This is a genomic window from Psychrobacter sp. M9-54-1 (assembly GCF_016613355.1).
Lineage (GTDB): Bacteria > Pseudomonadota > Gammaproteobacteria > Pseudomonadales > Moraxellaceae > Psychrobacter > Psychrobacter faecalis.
Genome location: NZ_JADGFW010000003.1, coordinates 45777 through 71611, shown reverse-complemented (window position 1 = coordinate 71611; position 25835 = coordinate 45777). Strand labels below are relative to the sequence as shown.

Sequence of the window (25835 nt, the reverse complement as noted above, 5' to 3'; positions counted from 1 at the left end):
AAAACTATATTATAAACAATAACTTACGCACAAAAAAAAGCCTCACTATTAAGAGGCTTTTTAAGTATTTGGAGCGGGAAAAGAGATTCGAACTCTCGACCCCAACCTTGGCAAGGTTATGCTCTACCACTGAGCTATTCCCGCTAATTATCAATTAACTATCGTCAGTTGATGAAGGCGTATTATACGCAGTTTTATTTACCTGTCAACACCTAACACGAAAAAAAGTAAAAGTTAGCAAAACAGGCATGTCATCCATTCATAGTTTTATGTTATAACAGTTTATTATAATATGTATTCCAAAAGCTTTGTATGGAAGAAATAAGCTGGTGTGCATTTTATAAGAAATTTCATTCTTATGGATAGTTATCGATACTTATAATCTTAAGCATTAAGGATAAAAAATGAGTCAACAATATACCATCGCGGATTATTTATTCGATCGTATCGCTGAAGCGGGTGCGACTGAAATATTTGGCGTGCCCGGTGATTTTAATTTAACATTTTTAGATAATATTATTGCGTCTGATAAATTGCGCTGGGTCGGCAATACCAATGAGCTAAATGCTGGTTATGCTGCTGATGGCTACGCCCGTGAGCGTGGTTTTGCTGCTATGGTGACGACTTTTGGCGTGGGTGAGCTGTCGACGATTAATGCTACCGCCGGCTCTTTTGCCGAGTACGCACCCGTGCTGCATGTGGTCGGTGCGCCAAGTACCTCTCTGCAAGATTCAAAACGCCGGATTCACCATACCCTGGGTGATGGCGTTTTTAATCATTTTATTAAAATGGTGGAACCTGTCACCGTGGCACGCGCGCAAATCACGCCTGATAACGCTGCCTCTGAGATTGATCGTGTGATTCGAGTTATTCTGAAAAAGCATCGTCCCGGTTATTTGTTGTTATCACCAGATGTGGCGAAGATGCCGATTTATCCGCCAACGACCAAGCTTGATGATAGCCAAGAAGATATCACCAGCCAAGCCGCGTTGGCAGACTTTAAGCAAGCATTGATAGATTTTTTACCTAATAAAACCACCACACTGATGGCAGATTTGATGGTGCACCGTTTGGGATTACAAAATCAGCTAAAGGCTTTAATCGCTGATACCGATATCCCTTATACGACGTTATCATGGGGCAAAACCTTGCTCGATGAAAACAGCGAGCGTTGGGCAGGTACTTATGCAGGCGTGGCATCGCGTCCTGTGGTTAAAGATGCGGTAGAAAATTGCGAATGCTTAATTAAAATTGGCGTGCAATATACCGACACAACCACCGCAGGTTTTAGCCAAAATATTGATGAAAAAGTTGTGGTTGATTTGCATTATGAGCGGGCATCTATCAGCGGTCAAAACTTTGCACCGATTGCGCTCAAAGATGCGCTGCAAACCCTGCATGAAGTCATGACCTCAGGCGTTAATATCGTACCGAAGCAATTTTGTAAGGCGATGCAGCCGCATGAGCAAAACGGCAAGGATGACGAGCCGATTCGCCAAGATGACTTGTGGCATATCATCGCCGATGCGCTTGATGATAAAAACCTCGTATTTTCTGACCAAGGCACGGCGTATTTTGGTATCAGTGATGTGCGGCTGCCAGAAGGGGTGACGTCTTATGGGCAACCGATGTGGGGCTCAATCGGCTATACCTTGCCAGCGAGTTTGGGTGGCGCTATTGCCTCACCGCATAAGCGTAGTATCTTATTGATTGGTGACGGCTCGGCTTTATTAACCATTCAAGAAATCGCGGTAATGATTAAAGAGCGCATCAATCCGGTTATTGTCCTGATTAATAATGACGGCTATACCGTTGAGCGAGCGATTCATGGTGAAAATCAGCGCTATAATGATATTCCTAAGTGCGACTGGCAAATGATGCCAAAAGCCTTTGGCGCGACGGAAGAAAATAGCTTAATCCTTAAAGCAGAAACCGCTGGCGAACTAAAAGCAGCGCTCCAGAAAGCAGCGGCCACCAAAGATAAGCTGGTGATGTTAGAAGTGATGACAGATAAACACGATATCCCACCATTATTGGCTGATATCAGCGCTGCCCTTAAACCAAAATAGCCTAAGTAATATAATTTTATAATTTGCATGAGTATTTATCATTTACCATTAATAATGATTAAGCATTTATAAAAACACTGAGCACTTATAAAACAGAAAAGTCCTATTTGGCATTATGCTAAGTAGGGCTTTTTTGATGATGAAAAGGCAGGTTATTAATTTGCTTTCTAATATTCTTAGACTAAGGTTTATAGCGACGCTAAAAGCCTTTATGATTGAACAAATAAAGAGCCAATAGTGAATATTTTCTATAGGAATTGCAGGCGTACGACGCTTAACACAAACTACCGTTAGGATTCTATGTTATACAATAGAATAGGCTTTTATAAAGGGAGTTTTTACAGTTAAGAAAACTACAATAAGACTGTTTAATTTAGAGCATTTCAATTTGAAGCTTTTGCAACAAGTACGCTAGAAAAGCTAAAGGACACACTTACATAATAATGATTAAAAATAGGGCTTAAAAAAGATGGATACCTTAAATATCCTGTATTTCGTAGGAGCAGTTTTAATTTTTGCCAGTATCATGGCAAGTACCTTGTCGGCGCGTTTGGGCGTGCCGCTATTATTGTTGTTTTTAGTCGTGGGCATGCTCGCCGGTGAAGAAGGTATCTTGGGTATTGAGTTCTCTCAATATGGTCTTGCTAACTTTGTCGGGCAGGCGGCGCTGGCTTGTATTTTGTTAGATGGTGGACTGCGCACCTCCTTTAAATCTTTTCGAGTGGGGCTAAGACCTGCTATTACTCTTGCCACGTGGGGAGTGCTGGCAACGGTCATGATACTGGGCGTCTTTGTCACGTGGCTACTCGATGTCGATTGGCGCTTTGGGCTATTGATGGCAGCTATTGTCGGTTCGACCGATGCGGCAGCGGTATTTTCATTGCTGCGTAATGGCGGGGTTAAACTTAACGACCGTGTACAAGCGACGTTGGAGCTCGAATCTGGTGCCAACGATCCACTAGCCATTTTATTGGTCACAGGATTGATTGCTTTAAATGTCGACCCTGAGGGACAAACGGTACTGGGCTTTATAGGCTTGCTATTACAGCAGCTTAGCTTCGGCCTCGGTATGGGTTTATTATTTGGTTATTTATTGGCAAGGCTATTACCGAAGATACATTTGGCAGAAGGCATGTATGCCATTTTGATATTGTCGGCGGGCTTGGCAGTGTTTGCGGCGACCAATTTAATCGGTGGTAGTGGGTTTTTGGCGGTTTATCTGGCTGGCGTGCTGATAGGCAACCATAAAGTGCGCTCAACCGAGCATGTCATGCGCGTGATGGACAGCTTTGCGTGGCTATCGCAAGCCGTCTTATTTGTGGTGCTGGGTCTGTTGGTGACGCCATCAAACGTCATTAATGTTTGGTATTACTCGGTTGCGATTGCCGCCTTTATGATTTTAATTGCTCGTCCTATCGCCGTATACAGCAGCGTGAAACCCTTTAAGTTTAAAGACCGAGAAATCGGTTTTATTTCTTGGGTTGGCTTGCGCGGTGCCGTACCGATTACCCTTGCTATTTTGCCCGTAATGGCGGGTATTGACGGCGCCTTTATGCTGTTTGATATTGCCTTTGGCGTAGTAGTTTTATCCTTGATTTTGCAAGGCACAACCATTCCCTTTATGGCGGATTTATTTAAAGTACGCATTCCCAATAACAAAGACCCCGAAGAGAAGCATGAGGTTTGGGTATCGGACAAGGCAAGTATTACTTTATATCAGTTTCAAGTAAAATCTGGGGCGTTTGCGATTGGACGTCATCCAAAAAGCATTTCTAACCACGTTAACCCTGATGAAATTAGTGTGTTTGCCTTGGTACGCGGTCAGCAGATTGTCATTGTCGACGAAGACACTAAGCTAAAATTTGGTGATAGCGTTTGGTATGCGATGCGCGGCAATCATGCCAGCCAAATTGCGCGGATTTTTAATGACACCACCTTAGACCGCAAAGCTATCGATGATTTTTATGGCGATTGGCTCCTATCACCGAGTGTTAAGCTGGGCGATTTGCCGTTTTTTACTGGTGTCATGACCTCTGAATCTTTGGTCGATAAGCTTAAGTCCAAACCAGAAGATAACGAAAAAAATATGTGGCAGCAAACGGTTGCTGAATACGTCAAAGGTAACCTAGATATGGCGCCGGTATCGGGCGATACGGTGGCGATTAATGATGAATGGTCACTGGTCATCAAAGAAGTCGATGATAAAGGCAAACTTAGAACGATTGGTTTAAAACGTGAAGAGCTACCCAAAGCGGGGTAGCTGTTTATGGTTATTTTTTGCCATGACTGTTTATCGTTATTTTTTATTATTATCCATTAAATGCTTGTCACTCTATAAAAGCCCAGTCATTTGCTGTAAAAAATCAGCGACGTGCTTATGCAGATTTTCTCGATAGGCCCAATGGTGCTTGACCTCGTAACCTGCTTCATTGGGCAACAGTATTTTCATCATTCCTTTTTCTTCATAACGCTTGGCTAAATCATTGGGCAAGTAGCCGACGTGATGACCCGCCAAGATCAGCTGTGCAGTCGCTTCCATATGGTACGTGGTGGCACTTAACGTTTTTGGACGGACGTGGTTGATACTTAGGTCAGTAATATAACCCCGTTTTATCCAAGGATAGTTTTGTTCCAAGTCCTCAAAGGTTAAACCGTCTGCTTCATAAAACAGCGGATGCTCGTGTCCACAGCAGACGACTTGCTTTTCGATAAATGCTGGTTGGAAATTCAATAGAGGCGGGAAGCTGCCAAAATAACCCACGCCAATATCACTTTCATTGCTAAGTAACTTATCAAGCATACTCTCAGGGCTTTGCACATCGATAGAAAAATGTATCAGTGGATTATTACGATAGCTCGCAGCCAAGCACTGACGTAACGCATCATAAAAAACCGTCGGCATCTGATCGATAAGACATAATCGAATATGACCGCCGCGTACTGAATCTAGCTGCCGAATATAGTGTAGTTGATGTTGAAAGCTGGCCACTGCCTCATTAAAGCTTAAGCACGCCTCGTAAACTGCTGCGCCGTCTTCGGTGAGCTTAAAACCCGCGCGCCCGCGATGACAAAGCGTCATACCCAAACGATCTTCTAAATGGGTTAAATGACCGCTGATGACAGACGGGGTGACATTTAAGCGTGACTGCGCGGCGGTCACGCCTTGGCATTCTACGATGGCCATAAAGCTGCGCAAGGTCTTGATATCAATTTTTATCAATTCATCTAGCATTAAAGGTCATGTTCCCATATCTATTATCTTAATCTGTCTTAACCAGATTTTTTATAAAACTTCTACAAATAACGAATAAATCAAAGTTACTACGAAAAACCAGAAGTTTACTTCTGAATTTTACCATGGTCTCGCCTCTGGTATTTAGGTATTGTCAGAGCTATAGAAAAAACGGCATAGACAAAAAGTAATATAGATAAAAAGTAATATAGACAAATTGTCTGTTTTGACCAATCGATACAAGGATGTAAGTGATGAAATTTAACCAACCACTAAGTGGCAACGACATGCCAAGATTTGGCGGCTTCGCTTCTATGATGCGCCTACCAACCCAAGCCGATGCTGAAGGGCTAGATGTAGCATTCGTTGGGGTGCCTTTAGATATTGGCGCCTCAAACCGTAGCGGTGCAAGATTGGGTCCGAGACAGATTCGCGATGAATCACGCATGATTCGCCCTTATAATGTCGCCACTCGTGCCGCGCCTTTTGAATCTTTACAAGTCGCTGACATTGGCGATGTGCCTATCAATACTTTCAACCTGCTAAAAAGCGTCGATATTATTGAGAAATTCTATACCGATAAAATCCTTAGCCATGGCGCTATTCCTTTAACGTTAGGCGGTGATCATACGATTGCCTTGCCTATTTTGCGCGCGCTCGCCAAAAAATATGGCCCTGTTGGGATGGTACATATCGATGCCCATGCCGATATTAATGATGAGATGTTTGGCGAGCAAATCGCCCATGGTACGCCGTTCCGCCGAGCTGTCGAAGAGAACCTTATCGATGGCAATCGCGTCGTTCAGATTGGTCTGCGTGGCACGGGTTATAGCGCCGAAGAGTTTGATTGGTCAACCGAGCAAGGCTTTCGCGTCGTGCCTGCTGAGGAGTGCTGGTATAAATCATTGACACCACTCATGGCAGAAGTGCGCGAAAAATTAGGCGACGGCCCTGTCTATTTAAGTTTCGATATCGATGGCATCGATCCGGCGTTTGCACCCGGTACGGGCACCGCTGAAATTGGCGGCCTGACGTCAACGCAAGGTATCGAAATCATTCGCGGTATGCGTGGACTTGACGTAGTTGGTGGCGATTTAGTAGAAGTGTCACCGCCGTATGACCCGTTTGGCAATACTTCGGTACTAGCCGCGAACCTGCTATTTGAAATGCTATGTATCCTACCGGGCGTGCGCTATGACGATAAAGTTAAAGCCATTTATTAAGAATAACTTATAAACCTAAACTGCTCTTTACAAAAAATTAAAGGTCAGTTTAGGTTTAGCTTGGATTTGATACTGAACGACTTATTTACTTGCTATTGAATTTTTTTAGGATGATTAACTCATGACGCATTCTCTGCAAACGCCTTCTTCATTGCCAAATTCCGCGCCAACTGCCTCATCTCTAACTTGTGGTGAGCTGCTTGTTCAGTGGTTAGAATATTACGGGGTGGAGACGGTATTTGGTATTCCGGGCGTACATACGGTCGAGCTATATCGTGGCCTGCCCAATACCAATATCCGCCACGTGACACCGCGTCATGAGCAAGGTGCAGGCTTTATGGCGGATGGTTATTACCGCGCGTCTGGTAAAGTGGGGGTTTGTTTTATCATCACTGGTCCCGGCATGACCAATATCATGACGGCGATGGCGCAAGCATTGGCGGATTCTATACCGATGCTGGTGATATCTAGTGTCAATAAAGTGCAGCATACCGGCAGCGGTGAAGGGCATTTACATGAGCTGCATGACCAGCAAGGTATGGTCAGTAAGGTGGCGCTTATGAGTAAAACTATCTGGCAGCCTGAGTCATTACCCAAAGTCATCGCCGAAGCTTTTGCGTTATTTAATGGCGCGCGTCCAGGGCCGGTGCATATCCAGCTGCCCATTGATGTGATTACCGCTGATGCCCGCCATGTCGCCAAGCCGCCTAAACTAAATAAGCTAGATACTTCTCTAAACAGCCAATCTGCTAATAATATTTTGGCGCAACCACAAGCAAACAAACCACTTCCTCACCCTGCACAATTAGATTTGATTGCTGAAACCTTAAAAACGGCAAAAAATCCAGTCTTACTTTATGGTGGTGGCTGCGTGGATGTTAATCATGACGCACAAAAACTGTCAGAACTTATCGATGCGCCGACATTTTTGACCATCAATGCCAAAGGTTTACTGCCGCCTGCGCATCCGCTGAGTTTGGGTAGCAATCAGTCATTGGACGCTGGTCGCGCTGTCATTAGCGAGGCCGACTTGGTATTGGCGATTGGTACGGAGCTTGGTGAGACTGATTACGACGTCTTCTTTAACGGTGAATTCAAAATCAATGGCACGTTGATTCGTATCGACTGTGATGCTCAGCAATTACAGCGTCCGTTTAGAGCAGATATTGCACTATTGTCGGATGCGCAAATGGCTATTAGTGGTCTATGTACGCGCTTAGAAAATCAACCGCTGCATCATCAAGCAGCACCGCGAGTAGCAAAGGTAAAGCAAGCGTTGATAGAAGAAATGACACCAGATTTTGCGGGTCAAAACGCGCTGCTACAGCTGATTCGAGATGAAGTAAAAGACGTTATCTTCGTTGGCGATTCAACCCAGCCTGTTTATAGCGGCAATCTTGGCTTTGAAGCTTTAGCTACGCGTCGATGGTTTAACTCGTCGACGGGCTTTGGCACCTTAGGTTATGGTTTGCCTGCTGCGATTGGTGCCATGATTGGCTCAAAAGCGCCCGTTATTAGCCTGATTGGTGATGGCGGTATTCAATTTACCATTGCCGAATTAATCTGTGCCGCTGAGCTTGAGCTACCATTAATTGTGCTGTTATGGAACAACCAAGGTTACGGTGAGATTCGCCGCTATATGCAAGAGGGCGGCTTGCCACTGATTGGAGTTAATATAAAAACTCCAAACTTTGAGCCGTTAGCCGCAGGATTTAGCGCCGGTTATCGTCGAATCACAGATAAGCAGCAGCTGCTCGAGGCATTAAAAGAAGACATCAAAGGCAAACAACCAATTATTTATGAAGTTGATGAAGCCGATACATTTCTTCTTGAAATGGGTAAGACTTTTACCTGCTTTAGCTAATTTCCTAAAGCGTCATTCGTACTAAAAATAACTTATAAAACGTTATCTAACTATTTGCGTAATGCGCTCAGTCTATGGATAGATTGGGCCGCCAAAGAAAAAATTGGCGCTCGTCGCCTATCAAGGAGGATTAAATGACGAACTATATCGATAAATCCCAGCAGCCAATCTTAGGCAACAATACCATCGTTTCAGGCACGCCAGAAGGACTACATTGGCGCGCCTCCATGTGGAAGTTTTTGCTATTTTCAGCACTGGGTATTGCGCTGTTTATTATTCCCTTTCAGTGGGATGGCAAAGTCACCATTTTATTGGGCGTATTAACCGATACCTTGCAAGCAGTGCTGGGCAGTTATGTGGTTTACGCGGTATTGGCGATTGTAACGGCTTCCTTTATCGGGGCGCTGGCTGTTAAGGTTTTAAGACCCAATCTGCCCGCAGGCTCCATGTGGGCAAAGCTTTTTGATGTCGACTGGTTTTGGCTTGCTGCCCGCTTTTTGGGCCTACTGTTTGCGTGGATGATTTATTTACAAGTCGGCCCTGAATTTATCATCAATCGTAATACCGGCGGGGTGATTTTTGAAGACCTGATTCCTATCCTTATTCCTTTGTTCTTTTTTGCCATTTTATCCTTACCATTTCTGACTGATTTCGGTTTAATGGAGTTTTTGGGTACTTTATCTAGTAAAGTCTTTGTTAAGTTATTTAGGTTACCGGGTCGCTCTGCGGTCGATGCGATGTCCTCTTGGTTTGGCGCCGCCTCTATTGGTCTGCTGGTGACCATGCAAGAGTATGATAAAAGCTACTATAGTCAGCGTGAAGCGGCAATTATTGCCACCACCTTTTCGGTGACGTCCATCGCCTTTACCTATGTCGTTGCCAAAACCATCGGCGTCGATAACAACTTTGTTTTCTTTTATCTGACCATTGCTGCAACTGGTTTTATCGCCGCGATTATTATGCCGCGTATACCGCCGCTGTCATTAAAACCTGACACTTATCATTCTGGCAAAAGTATGCTCGATGAAGAAATCCCTACTGAGTATTCTACTTACCAATGGGCGATCAATCGTGCCGTCACGCGCGCGCATTCTATGCCAAGCTTAGGGAAAGTGTTTAAGCATAGCCTAAAGAACTTATTTGATATTTATTTTGGCTTAATTCCAGTGATTTTTGCTATTGGCGTCATTGGTCTTGGTTTGGCAGAATACACGCCGGTATTTAATTGGCTCTCTGCGCCGCTCGTGCCATTACTTGAATTATTGCAAATTCCAGAGGCAGCAGAGGCGGCACCGGCGATGATTATGGGCTTTGCCGATATGTACTTGCCAGCCTTGGTTGGTAAAAGTATCGAGAGTGAAATGACGCGTTTTATCGTTGGTGCAGCTTCTATTACCCAGATTATCTATATGTCTGAGGTAGGCGCGCTGATATTGAAATCAAACATCAAGCTGAACGTCTTAGAGCTGTTTATGATTTTTATCTTGCGGACGCTGATTAGCTTGGTGGTCATTACGTCGGTGGCGCATCTATTGTATTAAGGCGTGTCTTCAATTCAATCGATGGACATCTAAATGGGCTAAAAATGGCTAAATTTTGCCAAACTTTATCAAATAGCTAGGTAATATCCCGATATTAACGGCGCTATTTTCCTTGTTTGACTGCAATTTATCTCATTTTTATCACCATTTTTAAAATGAAGACACGCCCTAGTCATGATTGCAACCATCATTTGGCATTAAAAAAGCAGCGAACAGTTAGCGTAAAGACAACTTTATTAAACAATATAAGGCAACTAATCATCATGGAAATGACCAATTCTTTATCCTTAACGAGAGCCGCCACTCAGCAAAGCATGAAAAATGAAGTTAGGTTAAATGCCGCTTATATCGATGGGGATTGGGTCACGATTGCAGCATCTGATTCGGTAGGTGAACATGCTTTATATGATCCAAACTCCGGCGAAGTCATTGCTACAACTCGTTTGTGTCGTAGCGCACAGGTAGACAGCGCCGCTTATGCCGCATCACGCGCTTATGCAACTTGGTCGCAAACCAGCGTCAATGAGCGCGCGCGTTATCTGCAGGCGATTGCAGATACGATGGCGCAGCAGTTTGAGAAGCTGGTTGCGTTGTCGGTATTGAATAATGGTAAGCCGATTGCAGAGGCGAAAATAGACGTGAGCGACGCCATTGATTGTTATCGCTATTATGCCAATCTTATCACCGAGCAGACGACTTGGTCTAAGGTCGAGACAAACGAGACAGGCATCCGCTTATTAAAAACCTATGCGCCCGTTGGTATTTGCGCCCTTATCGTGCCTTGGAACTTTCCGATGGTGACCACCGCCTGGAAACTAGCGCCCGCACTGGCGGCAGGGTGTACCGTTATTCTCAAACCATCAGAGGTGACACTATTACCAGAGTTGATGCTGGGCAATATATTGTCTACTATTAAGCTGCCAAAAGGGGTGGTTAACATTCTACCAGGCGCAGCAGAAGTAGGTGAAGCAATGACCAGCCACCCGCTGATTGATAAAGTGTCTTTTACCGGCAGTAATATCGTCGGTGAAAAAGTAATGCGCCAAGCAGCAACAGGTATCAAGGATATCAGTCTAGAGCTGGGAGGGAAGTCCGCTATCGTAGTGCGCGCAGATGCCAATATTGATTATGCTTGTGATTTAATCATCGGTGGTATCTTTACCAATGCTGGACAAATTTGTTCAGCAACTTCAAGGCTGTTCGTCCATCAAGACATTGCGCAGTCGTTATTTGACGCACTGAAAACAAAAACAGAAAGTTTAAAAATAGGCGATGGTTTTGCTGTCGATACGCAAATGGGTCCATTGGTTAGCGCGCAACAACTTGCGCAAGTCGAAAAGTATATCGATATCGCGGTTGGTGAAAATCTTATTTGCCTAACAGGTGGCGAGATACTAGACCGTCAAGGATATTTTGCAACGCCGACTATTTATACGAATGTGCCAGTAAGCAGTCAGTTATGGACAGAAGAAGTATTTGGACCAGTATTGGTCAGTACCACGTTTGCAGACGATACGCAGGCGATTGAACTTGCCAATGATAGTAAGTATGCCTTGGCAGCGACTATTGTCAGTGCTAATGAGACTGCAGCGTTAGAGATGGCGTTACAAATTCAAGCTGGTCATATTTGGGTTAACGAGCAGCAAATTGTAGTACCTGAAGCAGGTTGGGGCGGGTTTAAGCAAAGTGGCATTGGTCGCGAATTGGGTGCTGATGGCTTGTCTGCTTATCAGAAGAGTAAGCATGTTTTGCTACCGTCATAATTGCTGTTTTTATTGCACTGTCAAAAAAAACCCTATATAGATATCTTATACAGGGGATTTTGGTTAATGTTTAGTAGATTACCACATCAAATCATCTGGAATAACATAAGCGGCATAAGGGTCATCTTCTGCCAGCTCGACCTCTGACTTGTCATTCGACACCACAATGAAACCTTCGAGCTTGGCGTTGATACGATCAGCTAGTGGACGAGGAAGCAGCGCATAATCGTCTTCTAAGCGTGCAATCACCACATGACCTGCTACGATTTGATCATAGAGCTTTTGGGAGATATAAATCTTTTTAATTTTGCCATTATCAACAAACTGATAAGTGATGTCACCCTGCGTTTCTGTGATTTGATGTTGCCTAATCATTTGGATAACGTTGGCTCTTAGCGTTTTTTCTTCTAAAATCTGCTGTTTTTCTTGATTAAGCTTTTGGTCTTTTTCTATTTTTTTGGCTTGAGCGTCTGCCAAGGCTTTTTTTGCTTCAAGATTTGATGCGTCACCGGTGCGCTTGGCATGCTGCGACTGTTTGCTGATTTTTTTGGCTTTTTTGCTATCCACCAATCCAGCTTTTAAGAGTTGTTCTTGTAGGGCGTTTTTGGCCATGTCTGTATTACCTAAGTGAAATTGCCTAAATCTGAAATTATAGTGTTTAAAAAGGTTATGGTAGCAAATTTTGTGCAGTACTGTCACAGTCTGGCGTAAAAATCGTTCATTACGCCTTAAAAGAATAATTTTAAAAAGTAATTGTACATAATATCTCTCACATAAGGTTTAAAGATAAAGAGCTAAGCTTTTATTCAAATTGTCAAAAAGACGCACCCACATCGTGAGTACGCTAAAAGCTATATAGGTGTAATATAAAAATGCTTAAATAAAAATAGAGTTTAGTCAGATTTAGGTTGCTATAGGCGTATCTAAAGTTACTGGTTGTACCTTGCTTGTTTTGCCATCCACTGCTGCGCTTAAATTCACAAGGAAAATAGCAGTGGCTGCAATTAATCCTGGTATCGCGATAAACAAAAAGTTCGTCTGGTGGCTTAGCTCTAGTGTAAGTAACGCGCCAGTTAAGATAGGACCTACGATAGCACCAATACGACCAATACCTGATGCCCAGCCCATAGCTGTTGTCCGTACACTCGTCGGATAATACTGTGCGACAAAGGTGTAGAGTAGTATCTGTGAGCCGATAGTCGTAGCGCCTGCAATCGCGATCAGAGTATATAGTACTAGCTGAGGGCTGTTATAGCCAAGCAGTATCAACGCCGCAGCGCCTAGGGCAAACATGATGGCTAAGACAGGTTTAAGATGAAATTTATCAGCCAGTATGCCGCCGCCGATAGCTCCCACCATGCCACCAATATTGAGTGCAAATAAGAACAGCATGCTTGCACCTAGTGAGTAACCCGCCTGAATCATTAGTTTTGGCAACCAACTAGCAAGGGCGTACACCATCAGTAAGCACATAAAGAAAGCGACCCAAAACATGATAGTAGTGAAACCACGGTTTTTCAGAAATAAGGCTTTAATGGGTGCATCATCGCCTTTGGTCGGCTCGTCCAATAGCAAACTGGTAGAAGTGGTAATCGTTTCTTGCGGTGCCAATTTTTTAACAATAATTTTGGCTTCTTTATCTCGCTTCTCTTTTACCAAATACATCAAAGATTCAGGCAACATTTTCCAAATGATTGGTAAAAGTAGCATTGGAATGCCAGCGATATAAAACATAATCTCCCAGCCAAAATCTACCACCAAAAACGAGCCTAATAATGCCGATGCCATGCCTCCAATGGCATAACCACTAAACATTATAGCAACTAAAGTACTGCGAATACGTTTTGGTGCATATTCGGAGGTTAAAGCCACGCAGATAGGCATAACACCACCGATACCTAGGCCTGCAATAAAGCGCAAAGTGGCGAACTGTATTGGACCACCAGCAAAAGCACCAAGAAAAGTAAAGCTACTGAACAAGCCGACGCAAATCATAATGGTTTTTTTGCGTCCAATCTTGTCTGAGAGTGTTCCAAAAATCATGGCGCCAAACATCATGCCAAAAAGTGCAGCACTGGCAAGAAAACCTGCTTGTACTGCGGTTAATGACCATTCCTCCATGAGTAGGGGCAATGCTACACCATAAATAATAAGATCATAGCCATCAAAGATAATAATCAATAAACACCAAAATAAGACTTTCCAGTGAAAAGGTGCAAATTTGGCTTCATCAATAACCCTATTGATGTTTAAAGTAGGTGAGTCCATTCTTTTTTCTCCGTGGGTAATATCCCTATAAGTCTTTATTAAGTTATTGTTTTCTATCAAGCAAGTCAAAAACCATCTGAGTATTAATTTATACCTATAAAGTATAGATTTTGACGTAACTTAATAAAGGGCGGTGACATGTGGTAAAAGAGAAAAGCACCTACATATCCTTTAGATATGCAGGTGCTTTTCTTAAACCAAATGAAAGATTTAAGCTCTTATTTGTTAGACTATTTTTTTATTACTAAAAAATCTGATGGTATCCGTAACTCTATTAGTCATGAAAATATTGTTTGATTAATTGATTGAACACGTCAGGCTGTTCAATATTTGAAATATGTGAAGCATCGATAGTCGCAAGCTTAGCATTAGGGATGTGTTCGACCATATATTGACCATCGGCAACCGTCGTCACTGGATCTTTAGAACCTGCAACCACCGTAACTGGCACGCGGATATCTTTTAGCTGTTCACGTGTATCAGCGTCAGATAATGCCTCGCAGCAGCTGGCATAACCCTCGCTACTGCCAGCTACGAGAGCGTCAGATAATGCTTTAACTACATCTGGATAATCATCGATAAAACTTGCTGTAAACCAACGCGAAGCAGCTGTCGATGCAATAGGTTCTAATCCTTTCTCACGTACCAATTTTGCCCGATCTACCCAAGCATCCTCATTGCCAATCTTCGCGGCGGTATTGCAAAGCATTAAGTGATGGAAGCGGTCAGGGTAATTGATAGCTAACCATTGACCCGTCATTCCGCCCATAGAGATGCCACAAAAAGACGCTTTATCGATGTTTAGATAATCAAGCAAATCAATAACGTCTTGTCCAAGCTGATCTAAACGATAAGGGCCTTTTGGTGCGGAAGATTTACCATGGCCACGGGTATCGTAGCAGATAATAAAGTAATCGTTTTGTAAGGCATCGATTTGCGGCTGCCACATATGATAGCTAGTGCCCAAAGAGTTAGAAAATATCAGAGCAGGATTGCTGCTATCGCCAAAAGTGGCATAGTTTAGGGCAACGTCTTTGTTGTCAAATATGGGCATCATTATTATCCTTTTTAATCATGGTAATGTCATTGCAGTAGTAATGGTGGGTGGTTTGAGCGATATTTATGAATAGCACTATCTAATCGTTGACAACCCGTTCAATAATCATCGCAATGCCTTGTCCAACCCCAATACACATCGAGCAAATAGCATAACGCTTATCAGTTTTCTCAAGTTGATTGAGTGCTGTTAAAATTAAACGTGCGCCTGAGGCACCGAGTGGATGACCAAGGGCAATGGCACCACCATTAGGGTTGACGCGCGCGCTGTCATCAGCTAACCCTAAGTCACGCGTACAAGCGAGAGCTTGAGCGGCAAAGGCTTCGTTTAATTCAATGACATCCATCTCATCAAGTGACAGTCCAGTTTTTACCAGTAGTTTTTTTATCGCTGGTGCTGGAGCAAAGCCCATAATACGTGGCTCAACGCCTACCGTAGTTGAGGCCACAATACGTGCACGCGGTTTTAGATTGAACTTTTTCACCGCTTGCTCTGATGCCACTAAAAAAGCCGCTGCGCCATCATTGATACCTGACGCATTGCCAGCCGTCACGGTGCCATCTGAGGTGACGATAGGGCGCAGTTTGGTCAACTTCTCAAGCGTGGTATCAGCGCGAGGGTGTTCATCGGTATCGACAGTGATAGGCTCGCCTTTGCGTTGCGGGATGCTGACTGGAGTAATCTCATCTTTGAAAAACCCTGCCTTTTGCGCCGCTGCGGTCCGTTGTTGACTACGTAGGGCAAAAGCATCTTGGTCAGCGCGATTGATATTGAATTGTTCTGCGACATTTTCAGCAGTTTGCGGCATGGTCTCCGTGCCATACAATTCGTCAAGCTTTGGATTGATAAAGCGCCAGCCCATGGTTGTATCTTCAAGCGTTTGACTACGATCAAAGGGTTTATTTGCTTTACCCATTACCAATGGCGCACGGCTCATGCTCTCAACGCCACCTGCGATAATCAAATCAGCTTCACCGGCTTTGATGGCGCGTGCCGCTATCGCTAACGCATCCATTGACGAGCCGCATAAGCGATTCACGGTAGTGGCAGGCACTTGATAAGGTAGGCCAGCTAGTAACGACGACATACGCCCGACGTTGCGGTTGTCTTCACCGCTCTGATTAGCACAGCCGTAAATAACGTCATCTACTTGTACCCAATCGACATTGGTATTACGTTCGATTAGCGCCTTGATAGGGATAGCCCCTAAATCGTCAGCGCGTATCTGTGCTAGAGCGCCGCCGTAGCGTCCAAAAGGGGTGCGAATGGCATCGATAATATAAGCATCATTTAAACCAGTGATTGAATCAGTCATCATCCTTGTCCTTTTTATTATTTTGAATTTGTAGCATCAATTAGCGTCGCACCCGTCAATGCTTGTAAGTCCGCAAAGCTTAAGCCATCGACCATTTCAGTGACGGCTAAACCTTTATCAGTGACATCAATGACACATAAGTCAGTATAAATACGATCAACACAGTTTTTGCCAGTCACAGGGTAGGTAAGCTTGCTAACGATTTTAGGGTCGCCAGTCTTGGTGGTGTGATTGGTCATCACAAAGACTTTTTTGGCACCGACGGCTAAATCCATAGCGCCGCCAACAGCCGGTATTGCATCTGTCGCACCGGTGCTCCAATTGGCTAGATCACCATTTTCAGCCACTTGAAATGCACCTAGTACGCAGATATCAAGATGACCACCGCGCATCATGGCAAAAGAGTCACCATGATGAAAGAAGCTGCCGCCATCGAGCATTGTGACGTACTCTTTTCCGGCGTTAATCAGCTCGGGATCCTCTTCACCTTTGGCAGGTGGTGGCCCAAAAGCTAATAAGCCGTTTTCTGAATGCAAAAATACATCTTTATCATCCGGTAGGTATTGGGCAATTTTGGTCGGTAGTCCGATGCCTAAATTGACATAGGCACCATCTGGAATATCTTGTGCAGCACGCTCGGCGATTTGATCTCGGGTCAAAACGGTGTAGGAAGTATGGCTCATGATGACGCTCCTTATAGTTGGCAGTATTAAGCGGTGGCTGTAGTAGCTGTGCTAGAAAGTTAAGCGCTAGCAGCTTCAGTGCTAGCAGGCTGGATTTGCACCACATGCTGCACAAAAATACCCGGTGTAATAACGTGCTCAGGATCAAGCGCGCCAAGCTCCACCGTTTCGGAGACTTGGGCGATAGTCACGTCAGCTGCCATTGCCATGATAGGACCAAAGTTACGAGCTGACTTGCGGTACACTAAATTGCCCCAGCGATCGCCTCTAGAAGCTTTGATTAAAGCAAAATCAGCCTTGATCGGATATTCAAGAACATAGTCTTTACCATCGATTTCTCGAGTCTCTTTGCCTTCTGCGAGTAAAGTACCAAAGCCTGTGGGTGTATATACCGCACCGAGCCCCATACCAGCTGCTTGAATGCGGCAAGCCAGATTACCCTGTGGTACTAGCTCCAGCTCAATCTTGCCAGCATGATAAAGCTCATCAAATACCCAAGAATCCGATTGACGCGGGAAAGAGCAAATTATCTTACGCACAGCACCTGTTTTTAAAAGCTTGGCAAGACCATAATCGCCATTTCCTGCATTGTTATTAATGATGACCAAATCCTTTATGCCCAAGTTAATCAGGCCATCAATCAGTTCAGCAGGCTGACCCGCTGTGCCAAAGCCGCCAATCATAATGGTAGCGCCATCTTTGATTTGACTGAGTACGTCAGTGATATTTTTATCTGTTTTGTTAATCATATTAATATCCTATAAAAATCCATATGAGGTAGTGTTTTTAAAATTAATAAGCGGTATATAGGTTGAGTCATTACTCTGACACTACTTAAATTTTTTGTAAGAGAGTTACTCTTAATTGGCTTCATTATTAGAGGTCGTCAATGAGATAGATGATGTTGGTAGTAGACGTTTTTTGGTCAGAATATAGTGAGCAATCATGCCGATAAGAATGCCCCAAAACACAGAGCTTAATCCCAAAAAGCTCATACCCGATGCTGTCGCTAAAAAGGTAATTAACGCCGCATCTCTTTGCTCATCATTTTTCATAGCAATGGTGATATTGGCAGAAATGGCACCGATTAATGCAAGGCCGGCCAGTGCCGCGACAAGCTCTTTTGGAAGCAAGCTAAATACCATCACGATACTGCCAGCAAATAAACCGCCAAATAAATAGAAAATGCCATTGGCGACGCCTGCGATATAGCGCTTTTCCTTAAGTTCATGCGCATCTTTGCCAGTACAAAGCGCGGCAGTTATCGCTGCAAGCACAATAGTGATGCCGCCAACACAGGCGACGGCTAATGAAGCAAGGCTTGCGACACTCACAATAGGCTTGGCTGGCGTGTCATACCCACTTAGATTTAATATAGCCATACCGGGTAAGAATTGACCTGTTAAGCTCACAAGGATGAGTGGTATAGCAAGGTTAAACGTTGAGTTCCACGACCATTCAGGTGCAATAAAAGTGGGTATGGTAATGGCTAAATCGAAATGGACAGGGTTCATTTTGCCAAGTAAGACGCTTAAGATAACACCGCACAGTAGTACCCAGATCATCGTATAGCGCGGCGAAAAGCGTTTGGCTAATAAATAGCAACCGAGCATGCTAAAGACGATAAATGGCATGCTATCAGTGGCTTTAAATAATTCTAAGCCGAATTGAAATAGAATCCCTGCCATCATGCCAGCGGCGATACCGTTAGGAATCCATTTTAATATTTTGTCGAAGTAACCTGTTGCCCCCACGATAAATATGACAATCGCTGAGATGATATAACCGGCAACAGCTTCATTAATACTCATCTGTGGAAATAGGGTAACCAGTAAAGCGGTACCAGGGGCGGACCATGCTGTAATAACCGGTGTTTTATATTTAATGGATAAATATATACCAGGAATGGCAGCACCGATGGAGATACCCCAAATCCAAGACGCCATCATGGCATCTGATACTTGTGCGGCTTGTGCGGCCTGAAAAAAAATAATTAAAGGCCCCGCATAAGAAATAAGAACCGCTAAGAACCCTGCAACCGATGCGGAGAGCGACCAGTCGCTTTTTAAGGTTTGGATTACAGAGGCCATATTGCTTCCTTGCAAATTAGCATTCGTTACGGGGTTGCAAATTAAGATGCATGCTACTAATTGGCAGATTTATTATTAGCCTTCGTCGCCACCGCCCACAGGAATGGTACTACCAGTGATATAAGAAGACTCATCGGATGCTAAAAACAAGATGGCATTGACTTGCTCATCAATCGTGCCGTAGCGTTTCATAAAGGTGCGATCAATGGTCTGATCAACCACCGCATTCATCCATGATTTTTCATCATCAGTTAATGGTTTGGCGTTACGTGGAATCTTTCTGGGCGGCGCTTCAGTACCGCCAGTTGCCACAGCATTCACGCGTATACCATCGTTTGCATACTCAAAAGCGAGCGATGCGGTCATGGCGTTCACGCCGCCTTTCGCTGTCGAATAGGGTATGCGGTTAATACCGCGAGTAGCGATAGAGGACACATTAACAATAGTGCCTGATTGCTGTTTGACCATGGTTGGTAAAACAGCATGACAACACCATAATGTTGGAAATAATGAGCGGCTGATTTCCTTTTGGATTTCTGCTTCAGAGAAGCTGGTAAAAGGTTTCATCCATATTGCGCCGCCGACATTGTTGACCAATATATCGATACGCCCATAGCTATCAAGTGCCTTATCAATAGCCTCTTTAGCACCTTGATGGGTTTCAAGGTCAGCTTGAATGGTAATTGCCTCTCCACCATTAGCGATGATTTCAGCCAGCACCTCTTCTACTAATGGAGAAAAGTCTGCCATGACGATTTTTCCGCCTTCACTTGCCAAACGTAAAGCGACTCCGCGTCCGATGCCTTGGGCGGCACCAGTAACGATACATACCTTATTATCAAATCTTTTACTCATGACAGTCTCCTAAAAACTTGCTCATGCTCTGCTACTAAAGGGATGCCTTTAGGTTCTATTATTGCTCACTAGGTGTGAATTTCTCATAATAAAAATTACTTGGTTTTAGGTTGCTGCTATCTAACCAATTACTCACAGCATCTACCATCCCTAACGGACCACACAAGTAGACATCGACGTCACCATCGTTCAGCCACTCGTTATCAACATGACCGGTAACATAGCCTTTACGCTCATGCTGGCTGTCTTCAGTGGCGACACAGGTGCGGTAGTCAAACCAAGGGTGGTTTTGTTTGACTTCTTCTAGTTTCTGAACTTCTATAAGATCAAAGTCGTTGGTGACGCCGTAGACCATCCTGACAGGATGGTGAGCACCAGACATCTCTAAGCTTTTTAGCATCGATAGAAAAGGCGCAATACCGGTACCACCTGCTAGAAATAGGGTCGGGCGGATTAGAGGGCGCAGGTAAAAGCTACCAAATGGACCCTCAAAATTAATCTCTTGACCTATAGTCGCAGTATCAGATAAAAAGGTGCTCATTTTGCCGTTAGGAATATTACGAACGACGAACTCAGCCTGCTTGGCATTGGGCACAGAGCTGAACGAGTAAGAGCGCGTTTCGTCAGAGTTAGGAATATTAATGTTGACGTATTGTCCCGGAAGAAAGACCAAAGCCTCGGGATTATCAATATCTACACCAAAATGAATAGTGGATTCTGACAGCACATTCAGCTGTTGTAGTTTGCCTTTGAATACAGACTTGCCGACTTTACAGGCTTCAGAAGAACTTGGCACTTTGATCACGCAGTCGCTTTCAGGAATCATCTGACAGGTGAGAACATAACCTTCATCGGCTTCAGCTTCTGTCAGGGCATCTTCGATATACATATCAGGGTGCATGTCGTAGCTGCCAGATTCACAATGGCAACGGCAAGTACCGCAAGCACCATCAAGGCAATCCACAGGGATATTAAATTTTTGACGATACGCTGCTTCGGCGACCGTTTCGTCGGCTTCACATTTGATGAAGCCTGTGACGCCGTCTTCGAACTGTAGAGCAATATTATATTCCATGAGAAATATCCCTTTTCAACACGTATTAATTAAAAGCTAGTGGCTAAATAATGAGTGAATAATGTTTAGACGTGATAAACATCCATAATTTGATGCACATAGTCGTCTTTTAAGACCACATACTTATCCAAAATTTTTGGTTGTTCTTGAGTCATGTCTATTTTGTACTGAGAGTAACCCCAATAGGTATTGGTCTCATGATAGCGAAAAGATTTGTTGATCCAGTTGAAACGCACCGTCACAATACCGTCATTGTCTTCGAGTAGTTCAATATTCGATAAATTGTGCGTGGTACGCGTATCAGGAATGGTCGCTGATGAGCGCTCAGTCTCGATGCGGAAGATGCGATCTTCAAGACCACGGCGGTCCGGATAATAAATCAGCGAGATTTCTCGTTGTGGGTCGCTGATGAGCTGACCATCATCATCCCAGCTTGGCATCCAGAAAGGGCAGTCTTCATCGTAATAAGTGAGCCATTCTTCCCATTTTTTCTCGTCTAATAAACGCGCTTCACGGTATAGAAACTGTCTAATGTCTTCAATGTTAACCGTTGCATTTTTCATGATTGATATCCTTATTTTTTTGTCAGTACTACAATAAATAGCAGAGTAATAATAAAAATGTATTAGTCGCTATTAGCACCGTGTAGCTGCTGCTCTTGCTCTAGAGCTTTTTTCATCTCTTCATGCCAGTAGCGATGTTGGACGGTATATAGTCCTTCATCTTCAGTCTTAACACCACTCATTAAAGGTTTGAGGTCAATAGCGGCAGCGCCTTCATCTGCACCTTGAATCCAGTGCTCGGAGCCTCGGCACATATCATTCCATTCAAGCTTGATACCGTTATAACCTTCTTGGCATGAGCGGAACTCTTCTAAGTCATCAGGGGTTGCCATACCAGTAACGTTAAAGAAATCTTCATACTGACGGATACGGCGTGCACGTGACTCATCGCTTTCGCCTTTTGGTGCGATACACCAGATGCTAACTTCAGTTTTGTCAACCGCGATAGGGCGGAGCATACGAATTTGTGAGCCGAACTGATCCATGATGTAGACGTTTGGATATAGGCATAAGTTACGTGAGCGTTCAATCATCCAGTCCGCCATGGCTTCACCGTAGCTGGCGACATACTCATCGCGATAAGCGTAGTTTGGACGGTCTTGTGGGTTTTCCCACTGTGTCCATAACAGCATGTGACCGTTTTCAAAAGAATAAAACCCACCGCCTTGTCGACCCCATTTGCCAGCGTTCATGGCTTTGATATTGTCTTCTTTGACAGCTTCAGCTTCTTTACGGCGCGCAGTTGTCGCAGCGTAGTTCCAATGGACGGCTGATACGTGATAGCCGTCGGCACCGTTTTCAGCTTGCAGCTTCCAGTTACCATCAAAGGTATAGGTTGAGGTGCCGCGTAACACTTCTAGACCTTCTGGCGATTGATTGACAATCATGTCAAGAATTTTGGTAGAGCCACCAAGCCAGTCTCCGATTGGCTGAACATCATCATTTAAGCTGGCAAAGATAAAGCCTTTATAATTGGCCATCTTCACTTGTTTTAAGTCGTGTGAGCCTTCTTTATTGAAGCATTCTGGATAGCCTGCATGTCTTGGGTCTTTAACTTTAAGCAGCTTGCCTGAGTTGTTAAAGGTCCAACCGTGGAATGGGCAGGTGTAAGTGGCTTTATTGCCTTTCTTATGACGGCAGAGCTGTGCGCCGCGGTGTGAGCATGAATTAATCATGCAGTGCAAATCGCCTTCTTTATTGCGGGCAAGAATGACGGGCTGACGGCCAATGTATGAGGTGTAGTAGTCGTTGTTATCAGGAACTTGAGACTCATGAGCCAAATACACCCAATTGTTTTCGAAGATGTACTTCATCTCAAGCTCGAACAACTCTTCGTTAGTGAAGGCGCTACGATGCAGGCGATAAATCCCTTTTTCGCTGTTTTCTTCTAAAAAATCATCAATAGTGATGTCTGATCCTTCAGGTACTAGATTGATACGCTGGCTCATGGCTGCCTTCCTTGTATAATAACGGTGTTAAATGAGATTCAGTGTTACGCTTGATACGGCAGCTTGGGACGTACCAAACGTAGAGATTTCATATTTATAAACTACTAATATCCAATAACAAGCCCCGATTAACCTTGGGCACGGCGACGTTCGACTTCACTGCCTTGGACGTTTTGGTCGATATCTTTTACTAAATGAAAGTCGAAATCGATACTGGCATATGGTTTATCGAGACCTTTTTCTTTTAGCTTGTCCGCATCTTCGACCATCGTTACCTCTGGTACCAAACCTTCGCGACTGGCAAAAGCAAAGTCATCCCATAGGTACTCATCGCCATCGATGTTAATCTGCGTGGTCAGTTTGCGATGACCGTCAGCACTGGCAAAGAAATGAATGTGAGCTGGGCGATGACCGTGACGTCCTAGCGCGCCCAATACTTTTTGCGTCATTCCTTCTGGTGGTACCGAGTAACCTAGCGGCACGATGCTGCGGAATGCATAATTTCCGTTTTCATCGGTAATGATGCTACGACGTAAGTTGAAATGAGACTGTGATTCATCAAAGAAAGAGTAGTTACCTAAGCTGTTGGCATGCCACACTTCAACTTTTGCGTTTGGAAGAGGCTTTCCATCTTCACCATAAACAGTGCCTTGCATAAATAGCACGGTGCCATTATCAAGGTCAGTGCCATCATCTAGACGCGCAAAGCCCTTTTCTTCTGGCGCACCAGCGACATAGAGTGGACCTTCAATAGTACGTACAGTACCACCGTCAAGACCGGCTGCTTTTAAATCCTCTTCAATCATTAAATCCATGAAGTGATCAAAACCCAATCCTGGCGATAATAGACCGGCTTCTTTGCCCAAATCGCCAATAAACTCAACCCCAGACCAGTATTCGTCGGCAGTGATTTTTAAGTCATTAATGGTTTGCATAAGGTCGGTTACGATACGTAATACAATCTCTTGTACGCGTGGATTGACTTGCTCAGGGAAGTCGATTTTGCCTTTGATGAACTGAGTGGCTAATGCTTCAATTTGGCTGCGTTCCATGTCTCTCTCCTTGTTGAGGACTGTTTTATTAAGGGGTAATTACAGTGAGTATTCTTACTCAGTTTTTATAGATTCTGATATCAGCTGTACTGGCTTGCTTTAGCTGTCATCACTACGAACAGATGATGGATGACGTAACAATGGTGTCACTTCAACCTTCATGTACGGATAGAGCGGTAATGACATCATAATGTCGTGTAGCTCTTCATTACTCTCAACATCAAAGATACTGAAGTTAGAGTACTGACCTGCTATACGCCAAATATGACGCCATTTACCTTGCTCTTGGAGCTTTTGTGATAATGCTTTTTCGGTGGCTTTAAGCTCGTTGACCTTGTCGGCGTCCATATCTGTTGGGATTAAGACATCCATTCTGACGTGGTATAACATAATTATTTCCTTATATTTGATGACGGGTAATTTTTTTAGCTGTTACAGCATTTCAGTTTGAGCATTAGTGGCAAATTGCGGCTTCGATGATTTAAGTGAATTATTGATTGCTTGTTTGGCGTAGTGATAGACTTTATCGCTATCTACTTCGATACCAAGACCTGCGCCCGTAGGTACATTTAAACCAAAATCTTGATAATCAAGAGGCTGTACTAAAACGTCTTCGGTTAATAGCAAAGGACCAAATAGCTCTGTATCGAAATTTAAACTGGGGTATGTTGAGAACACATGGGCGGATGCGGCTGTACCGATAGGACCTTCTAACATGGTGCCACCATAGAGCTCGATACCTGCTAGATGTGCCATTTGTCCGATTAAGCATGCCGCTTTTAATCCGCCTGCTTGATTGATTTTCACGGCAAAGACGTCAGCACAATGATCTGCTGCTAAGGTAAAAGCATTCTGAGGATCTTGGACAATTTCATCCGCCATAATGGCCACATCGAAATGTTCGGTTAAGCGTTTTAGTGCGGCTTTATTACGCATTGAGACAGGTTGTTCGATTAAATCAACGCCGCCAGCTTGCAATAGGCTAATACCTTGCATTGCCTCAAGCTCTGTCCATGCTTGGTTGACATCAACCGTAATACGGCAGTCAGGTAGTGCTTTTTTAATGGCTAATACGTGGGCAACATCATCAACAATTGGGTTGCTACCGATTTTTAATTTAAAAATGCGATGGCGCTTTTGCTCAATCATGCGTTTAGCTTCCGTAATATCGGTCGCTGTATTGCCGCTGGCAAGCGTCCAAGCCACTTCGATACGATCGCGGACACGACCGCCAATTAGCTCACTTACTGGTAGGTTTAGACGTTTACCTTCAATGTCGAGTAGGGCAGTTTCAATCGCGCACTTTGCAAAGCGATTGCCATTGATATGAAGATTGAGCAGCTGCATCGCTTTAGCAGAGGTGGTTGGCTGCTCTTTTAATAACAGAGGCGTAAAGTAGGTATCGATATTAGTCTTGATGCTATGAGGACTTTCTTCAGCGTAGCTTAGACCGCCAATGGTGGTCGCTTCGCCCCAACCTTCATAGCCATCTTCTGTTTGAATGTGTACTAATACCAAAACTTGTTCGTTCATAACGGTACAAGCAAGCTTATGAGCCCTTATAGTAGGTATTGGTACCAATAAAGTATTAATTGAACGAATCATGACAGTCCCTATTAAGTTAATGCTGCTTCCTTATGCTTAATAAGAACTATAGTTATTAGATAACGACATGTCTAAGACCTATTTGGTCTGATATTGATACCTTTTGGGTATTTTGATAATCAACCTTCACCG

The 25835-nt window shown here is 44.0% G+C and carries 21 protein-coding genes and 1 tRNA gene; 6 read left to right on the top strand and 16 right to left on the bottom strand.

The window, feature by feature from the left end:
• Positions 1 to 69: 69 nt before the first annotated feature.
• Positions 70 to 144 (bottom strand) — tRNA-Gly (locus IQ457_RS01030).
• 260 nt (positions 145 to 404) lie between these two features.
• Here IQ457_RS01030 and IQ457_RS01025 point away from each other — a divergent pair.
• Complete coding sequence (locus IQ457_RS01025) at positions 405 to 2069, top strand: alpha-keto acid decarboxylase family protein (protein WP_200661727.1); 1665 nt, start codon at positions 405 to 407, stop codon at positions 2067 to 2069.
• Between the two features lie 469 nt (positions 2070 to 2538).
• Complete coding sequence (locus tag IQ457_RS01020) at positions 2539 to 4329, top strand: potassium/proton antiporter (RefSeq protein WP_200661726.1); 1791 nt, start codon at positions 2539 to 2541, stop codon at positions 4327 to 4329.
• A gap of 72 nt (positions 4330 to 4401) precedes the next feature.
• On the opposite strand, the gene IQ457_RS01015 is transcribed toward IQ457_RS01020, so the two are convergent.
• Entirely contained in the window at positions 4402 to 5301 is a 900-nt protein-coding gene (locus IQ457_RS01015; RefSeq protein WP_200661725.1) for a LysR family transcriptional regulator, read from the bottom strand.
• Between the two features lie 254 nt (positions 5302 to 5555).
• Here IQ457_RS01015 and speB point away from each other — a divergent pair, with 254 nt between their 5' ends.
• The 4 genes from speB (at position 5556) to IQ457_RS00995 (ending at position 11692) form a co-directional block, all read left to right on the top strand.
• Positions 5556 to 6524 carry an agmatinase gene (gene speB, locus IQ457_RS01010; RefSeq protein ID WP_144296335.1) on the top strand — a complete coding sequence of 323 codons (969 nt, stop codon included), beginning with the start codon at positions 5556 to 5558 and terminating at the stop codon, positions 6522 to 6524.
• A 121-nt stretch (positions 6525 to 6645) separates the two neighbouring features.
• The gene (locus tag IQ457_RS01005) at positions 6646 to 8388 is read left to right on the top strand and encodes a 5-guanidino-2-oxopentanoate decarboxylase (RefSeq protein ID WP_200661724.1); all 1743 of its coding nucleotides are present in this window, start codon (positions 6646 to 6648) and stop codon (positions 8386 to 8388) included.
• Between the two features lie 134 nt (positions 8389 to 8522).
• A complete protein-coding gene (locus IQ457_RS01000) occupies positions 8523 to 9929 on the top strand; it encodes a YjiH family protein (RefSeq protein WP_200661723.1) in 1407 nt (468 codons plus the stop codon).
• A 263-nt stretch (positions 9930 to 10192) separates the two neighbouring features.
• Entirely contained in the window at positions 10193 to 11692 is a 1500-nt protein-coding gene (locus IQ457_RS00995; protein WP_242465308.1) for an aldehyde dehydrogenase family protein, read from the top strand.
• Between the two features lie 78 nt (positions 11693 to 11770).
• Here the strand turns inward: IQ457_RS00995 and IQ457_RS00990 are convergent, their stop codons facing one another.
• From IQ457_RS00990 to IQ457_RS00925, 14 genes are all read right to left on the bottom strand, one after another.
• The gene (locus IQ457_RS00990; RefSeq protein WP_200661722.1) at positions 11771 to 12304 is read right to left on the bottom strand and encodes a DUF2058 domain-containing protein; all 534 of its coding nucleotides are present in this window, start codon (positions 12302 to 12304) and stop codon (positions 11771 to 11773) included.
• 291 nt (positions 12305 to 12595) lie between these two features.
• On the bottom strand, positions 12596 to 13960 hold the full coding sequence (locus IQ457_RS00985) for an MFS transporter (protein WP_102076542.1): 1365 nt from the start codon (positions 13958 to 13960) through the stop codon (positions 12596 to 12598).
• Positions 13961 to 14234: 274 nt separating this feature from the next.
• Entirely contained in the window at positions 14235 to 15014 is a 780-nt protein-coding gene (pcaD, locus tag IQ457_RS00980) for a 3-oxoadipate enol-lactonase (RefSeq protein ID WP_102076543.1), read from the bottom strand.
• Positions 15015 to 15096: 82 nt separating this feature from the next.
• Positions 15097 to 16332: a 3-oxoadipyl-CoA thiolase gene (gene pcaF / locus IQ457_RS00975; RefSeq protein ID WP_200661754.1), complete on the bottom strand. Its 1236-nt coding sequence runs from the start codon at positions 16330 to 16332 to the stop codon at positions 15097 to 15099.
• Positions 16333 to 16349: 17 nt separating this feature from the next.
• Positions 16350 to 17015 (bottom strand): 3-oxoacid CoA-transferase subunit B, encoded by a 666-nt coding sequence (locus tag IQ457_RS00970; RefSeq protein ID WP_144296331.1) that lies wholly within the window; start codon positions 17013 to 17015, stop codon positions 16350 to 16352.
• 59 nt (positions 17016 to 17074) lie between these two features.
• On the bottom strand, positions 17075 to 17764 hold the full coding sequence (locus IQ457_RS00965) for a 3-oxoacid CoA-transferase subunit A (RefSeq protein WP_200661721.1): 690 nt from the start codon (positions 17762 to 17764) through the stop codon (positions 17075 to 17077).
• A 111-nt stretch (positions 17765 to 17875) separates the two neighbouring features.
• Positions 17876 to 19105, bottom strand: coding sequence for a benzoate/H(+) symporter BenE (gene benE, locus IQ457_RS00960; RefSeq protein WP_200661720.1), 1230 nt, complete (start codon positions 19103 to 19105; stop codon positions 17876 to 17878).
• Between the two features lie 75 nt (positions 19106 to 19180).
• A complete protein-coding gene (locus tag IQ457_RS00955; protein ID WP_102076547.1) occupies positions 19181 to 19960 on the bottom strand; it encodes a 1,6-dihydroxycyclohexa-2,4-diene-1-carboxylate dehydrogenase in 780 nt (259 codons plus the stop codon).
• Between the two features lie 58 nt (positions 19961 to 20018).
• A complete protein-coding gene (gene benC / locus IQ457_RS00950) occupies positions 20019 to 21035 on the bottom strand; it encodes a benzoate 1,2-dioxygenase electron transfer component BenC (protein ID WP_200661719.1) in 1017 nt (338 codons plus the stop codon).
• Between the two features lie 65 nt (positions 21036 to 21100).
• On the bottom strand, positions 21101 to 21598 hold the full coding sequence (gene benB / locus IQ457_RS00945) for a benzoate 1,2-dioxygenase small subunit (RefSeq protein WP_200661718.1): 498 nt from the start codon (positions 21596 to 21598) through the stop codon (positions 21101 to 21103).
• 62 nt (positions 21599 to 21660) lie between these two features.
• Positions 21661 to 23046, bottom strand: a complete 1386-nt coding sequence (gene benA / locus IQ457_RS00940) for a benzoate 1,2-dioxygenase large subunit (protein ID WP_200661717.1) — start codon at positions 23044 to 23046, stop codon at positions 21661 to 21663.
• Positions 23047 to 23174: 128 nt separating this feature from the next.
• Positions 23175 to 24098: a catechol 1,2-dioxygenase gene (gene catA, locus IQ457_RS00935; protein ID WP_200661716.1), complete on the bottom strand. Its 924-nt coding sequence runs from the start codon at positions 24096 to 24098 to the stop codon at positions 23175 to 23177.
• 99 nt (positions 24099 to 24197) lie between these two features.
• Entirely contained in the window at positions 24198 to 24488 is a 291-nt protein-coding gene (catC, locus tag IQ457_RS00930) for a muconolactone Delta-isomerase (RefSeq protein WP_011513602.1), read from the bottom strand.
• Between the two features lie 42 nt (positions 24489 to 24530).
• A complete protein-coding gene (locus IQ457_RS00925) occupies positions 24531 to 25703 on the bottom strand; it encodes a muconate/chloromuconate family cycloisomerase (RefSeq protein WP_200661715.1) in 1173 nt (390 codons plus the stop codon).
• Between the last annotated feature and the right edge of the window lie 132 nt (positions 25704 to 25835).

Bases quoted from the DNA above. Each gene is read 5' to 3' on its own strand.
- IQ457_RS01025 (WP_200661727.1), top strand. From the start codon at position 405: ATGAGTCAACAATATACCATCGCGGATTATTTATTCGATCGTATCGCT.
- IQ457_RS01020 (WP_200661726.1), top strand. From the start codon at position 2,539: ATGGATACCTTAAATATCCTGTATTTCGTAGGAGCAGTTTTAATTTTT.
- IQ457_RS01015 (WP_200661725.1), bottom strand. From the start codon at position 5,301: ATGCTAGATGAATTGATAAAAATTGATATCAAGACCTTGCGCAGCTTT.
- speB (WP_144296335.1), top strand. From the start codon at position 5,556: ATGAAATTTAACCAACCACTAAGTGGCAACGACATGCCAAGATTTGGC.
- IQ457_RS01005 (WP_200661724.1), top strand. From the start codon at position 6,646: ATGACGCATTCTCTGCAAACGCCTTCTTCATTGCCAAATTCCGCGCCA.
- IQ457_RS01000 (WP_200661723.1), top strand. From the start codon at position 8,523: ATGACGAACTATATCGATAAATCCCAGCAGCCAATCTTAGGCAACAAT.
- IQ457_RS00995 (WP_242465308.1), top strand. From the start codon at position 10,193: ATGGAAATGACCAATTCTTTATCCTTAACGAGAGCCGCCACTCAGCAA.
- IQ457_RS00990 (WP_200661722.1), bottom strand. From the start codon at position 12,304: ATGGCCAAAAACGCCCTACAAGAACAACTCTTAAAAGCTGGATTGGTG.
- IQ457_RS00985 (WP_102076542.1), bottom strand. From the start codon at position 13,960: ATGGACTCACCTACTTTAAACATCAATAGGGTTATTGATGAAGCCAAA.
- pcaD (WP_102076543.1), bottom strand. From the start codon at position 15,014: ATGCCCATATTTGACAACAAAGACGTTGCCCTAAACTATGCCACTTTT.
- pcaF (WP_200661754.1), bottom strand. From the start codon at position 16,332: ATGACTGATTCAATCACTGGTTTAAATGATGCTTATATTATCGATGCC.
- IQ457_RS00970 (WP_144296331.1), bottom strand. From the start codon at position 17,015: ATGAGCCATACTTCCTACACCGTTTTGACCCGAGATCAAATCGCCGAG.
- IQ457_RS00965 (WP_200661721.1), bottom strand. From the start codon at position 17,764: ATGATTAACAAAACAGATAAAAATATCACTGACGTACTCAGTCAAATC.
- benE (WP_200661720.1), bottom strand. From the start codon at position 19,105: ATGGCCTCTGTAATCCAAACCTTAAAAAGCGACTGGTCGCTCTCCGCA.
- IQ457_RS00955 (WP_102076547.1), bottom strand. From the start codon at position 19,960: ATGAGTAAAAGATTTGATAATAAGGTATGTATCGTTACTGGTGCCGCC.
- benC (WP_200661719.1), bottom strand. From the start codon at position 21,035: ATGGAATATAATATTGCTCTACAGTTCGAAGACGGCGTCACAGGCTTC.
- benB (WP_200661718.1), bottom strand. From the start codon at position 21,598: ATGAAAAATGCAACGGTTAACATTGAAGACATTAGACAGTTTCTATAC.
- benA (WP_200661717.1), bottom strand. From the start codon at position 23,046: ATGAGCCAGCGTATCAATCTAGTACCTGAAGGATCAGACATCACTATT.
- catA (WP_200661716.1), bottom strand. From the start codon at position 24,098: ATGGAACGCAGCCAAATTGAAGCATTAGCCACTCAGTTCATCAAAGGC.
- catC (WP_011513602.1), bottom strand. From the start codon at position 24,488: ATGTTATACCACGTCAGAATGGATGTCTTAATCCCAACAGATATGGAC.
- IQ457_RS00925 (WP_200661715.1), bottom strand. From the start codon at position 25,703: ATGATTCGTTCAATTAATACTTTATTGGTACCAATACCTACTATAAGG.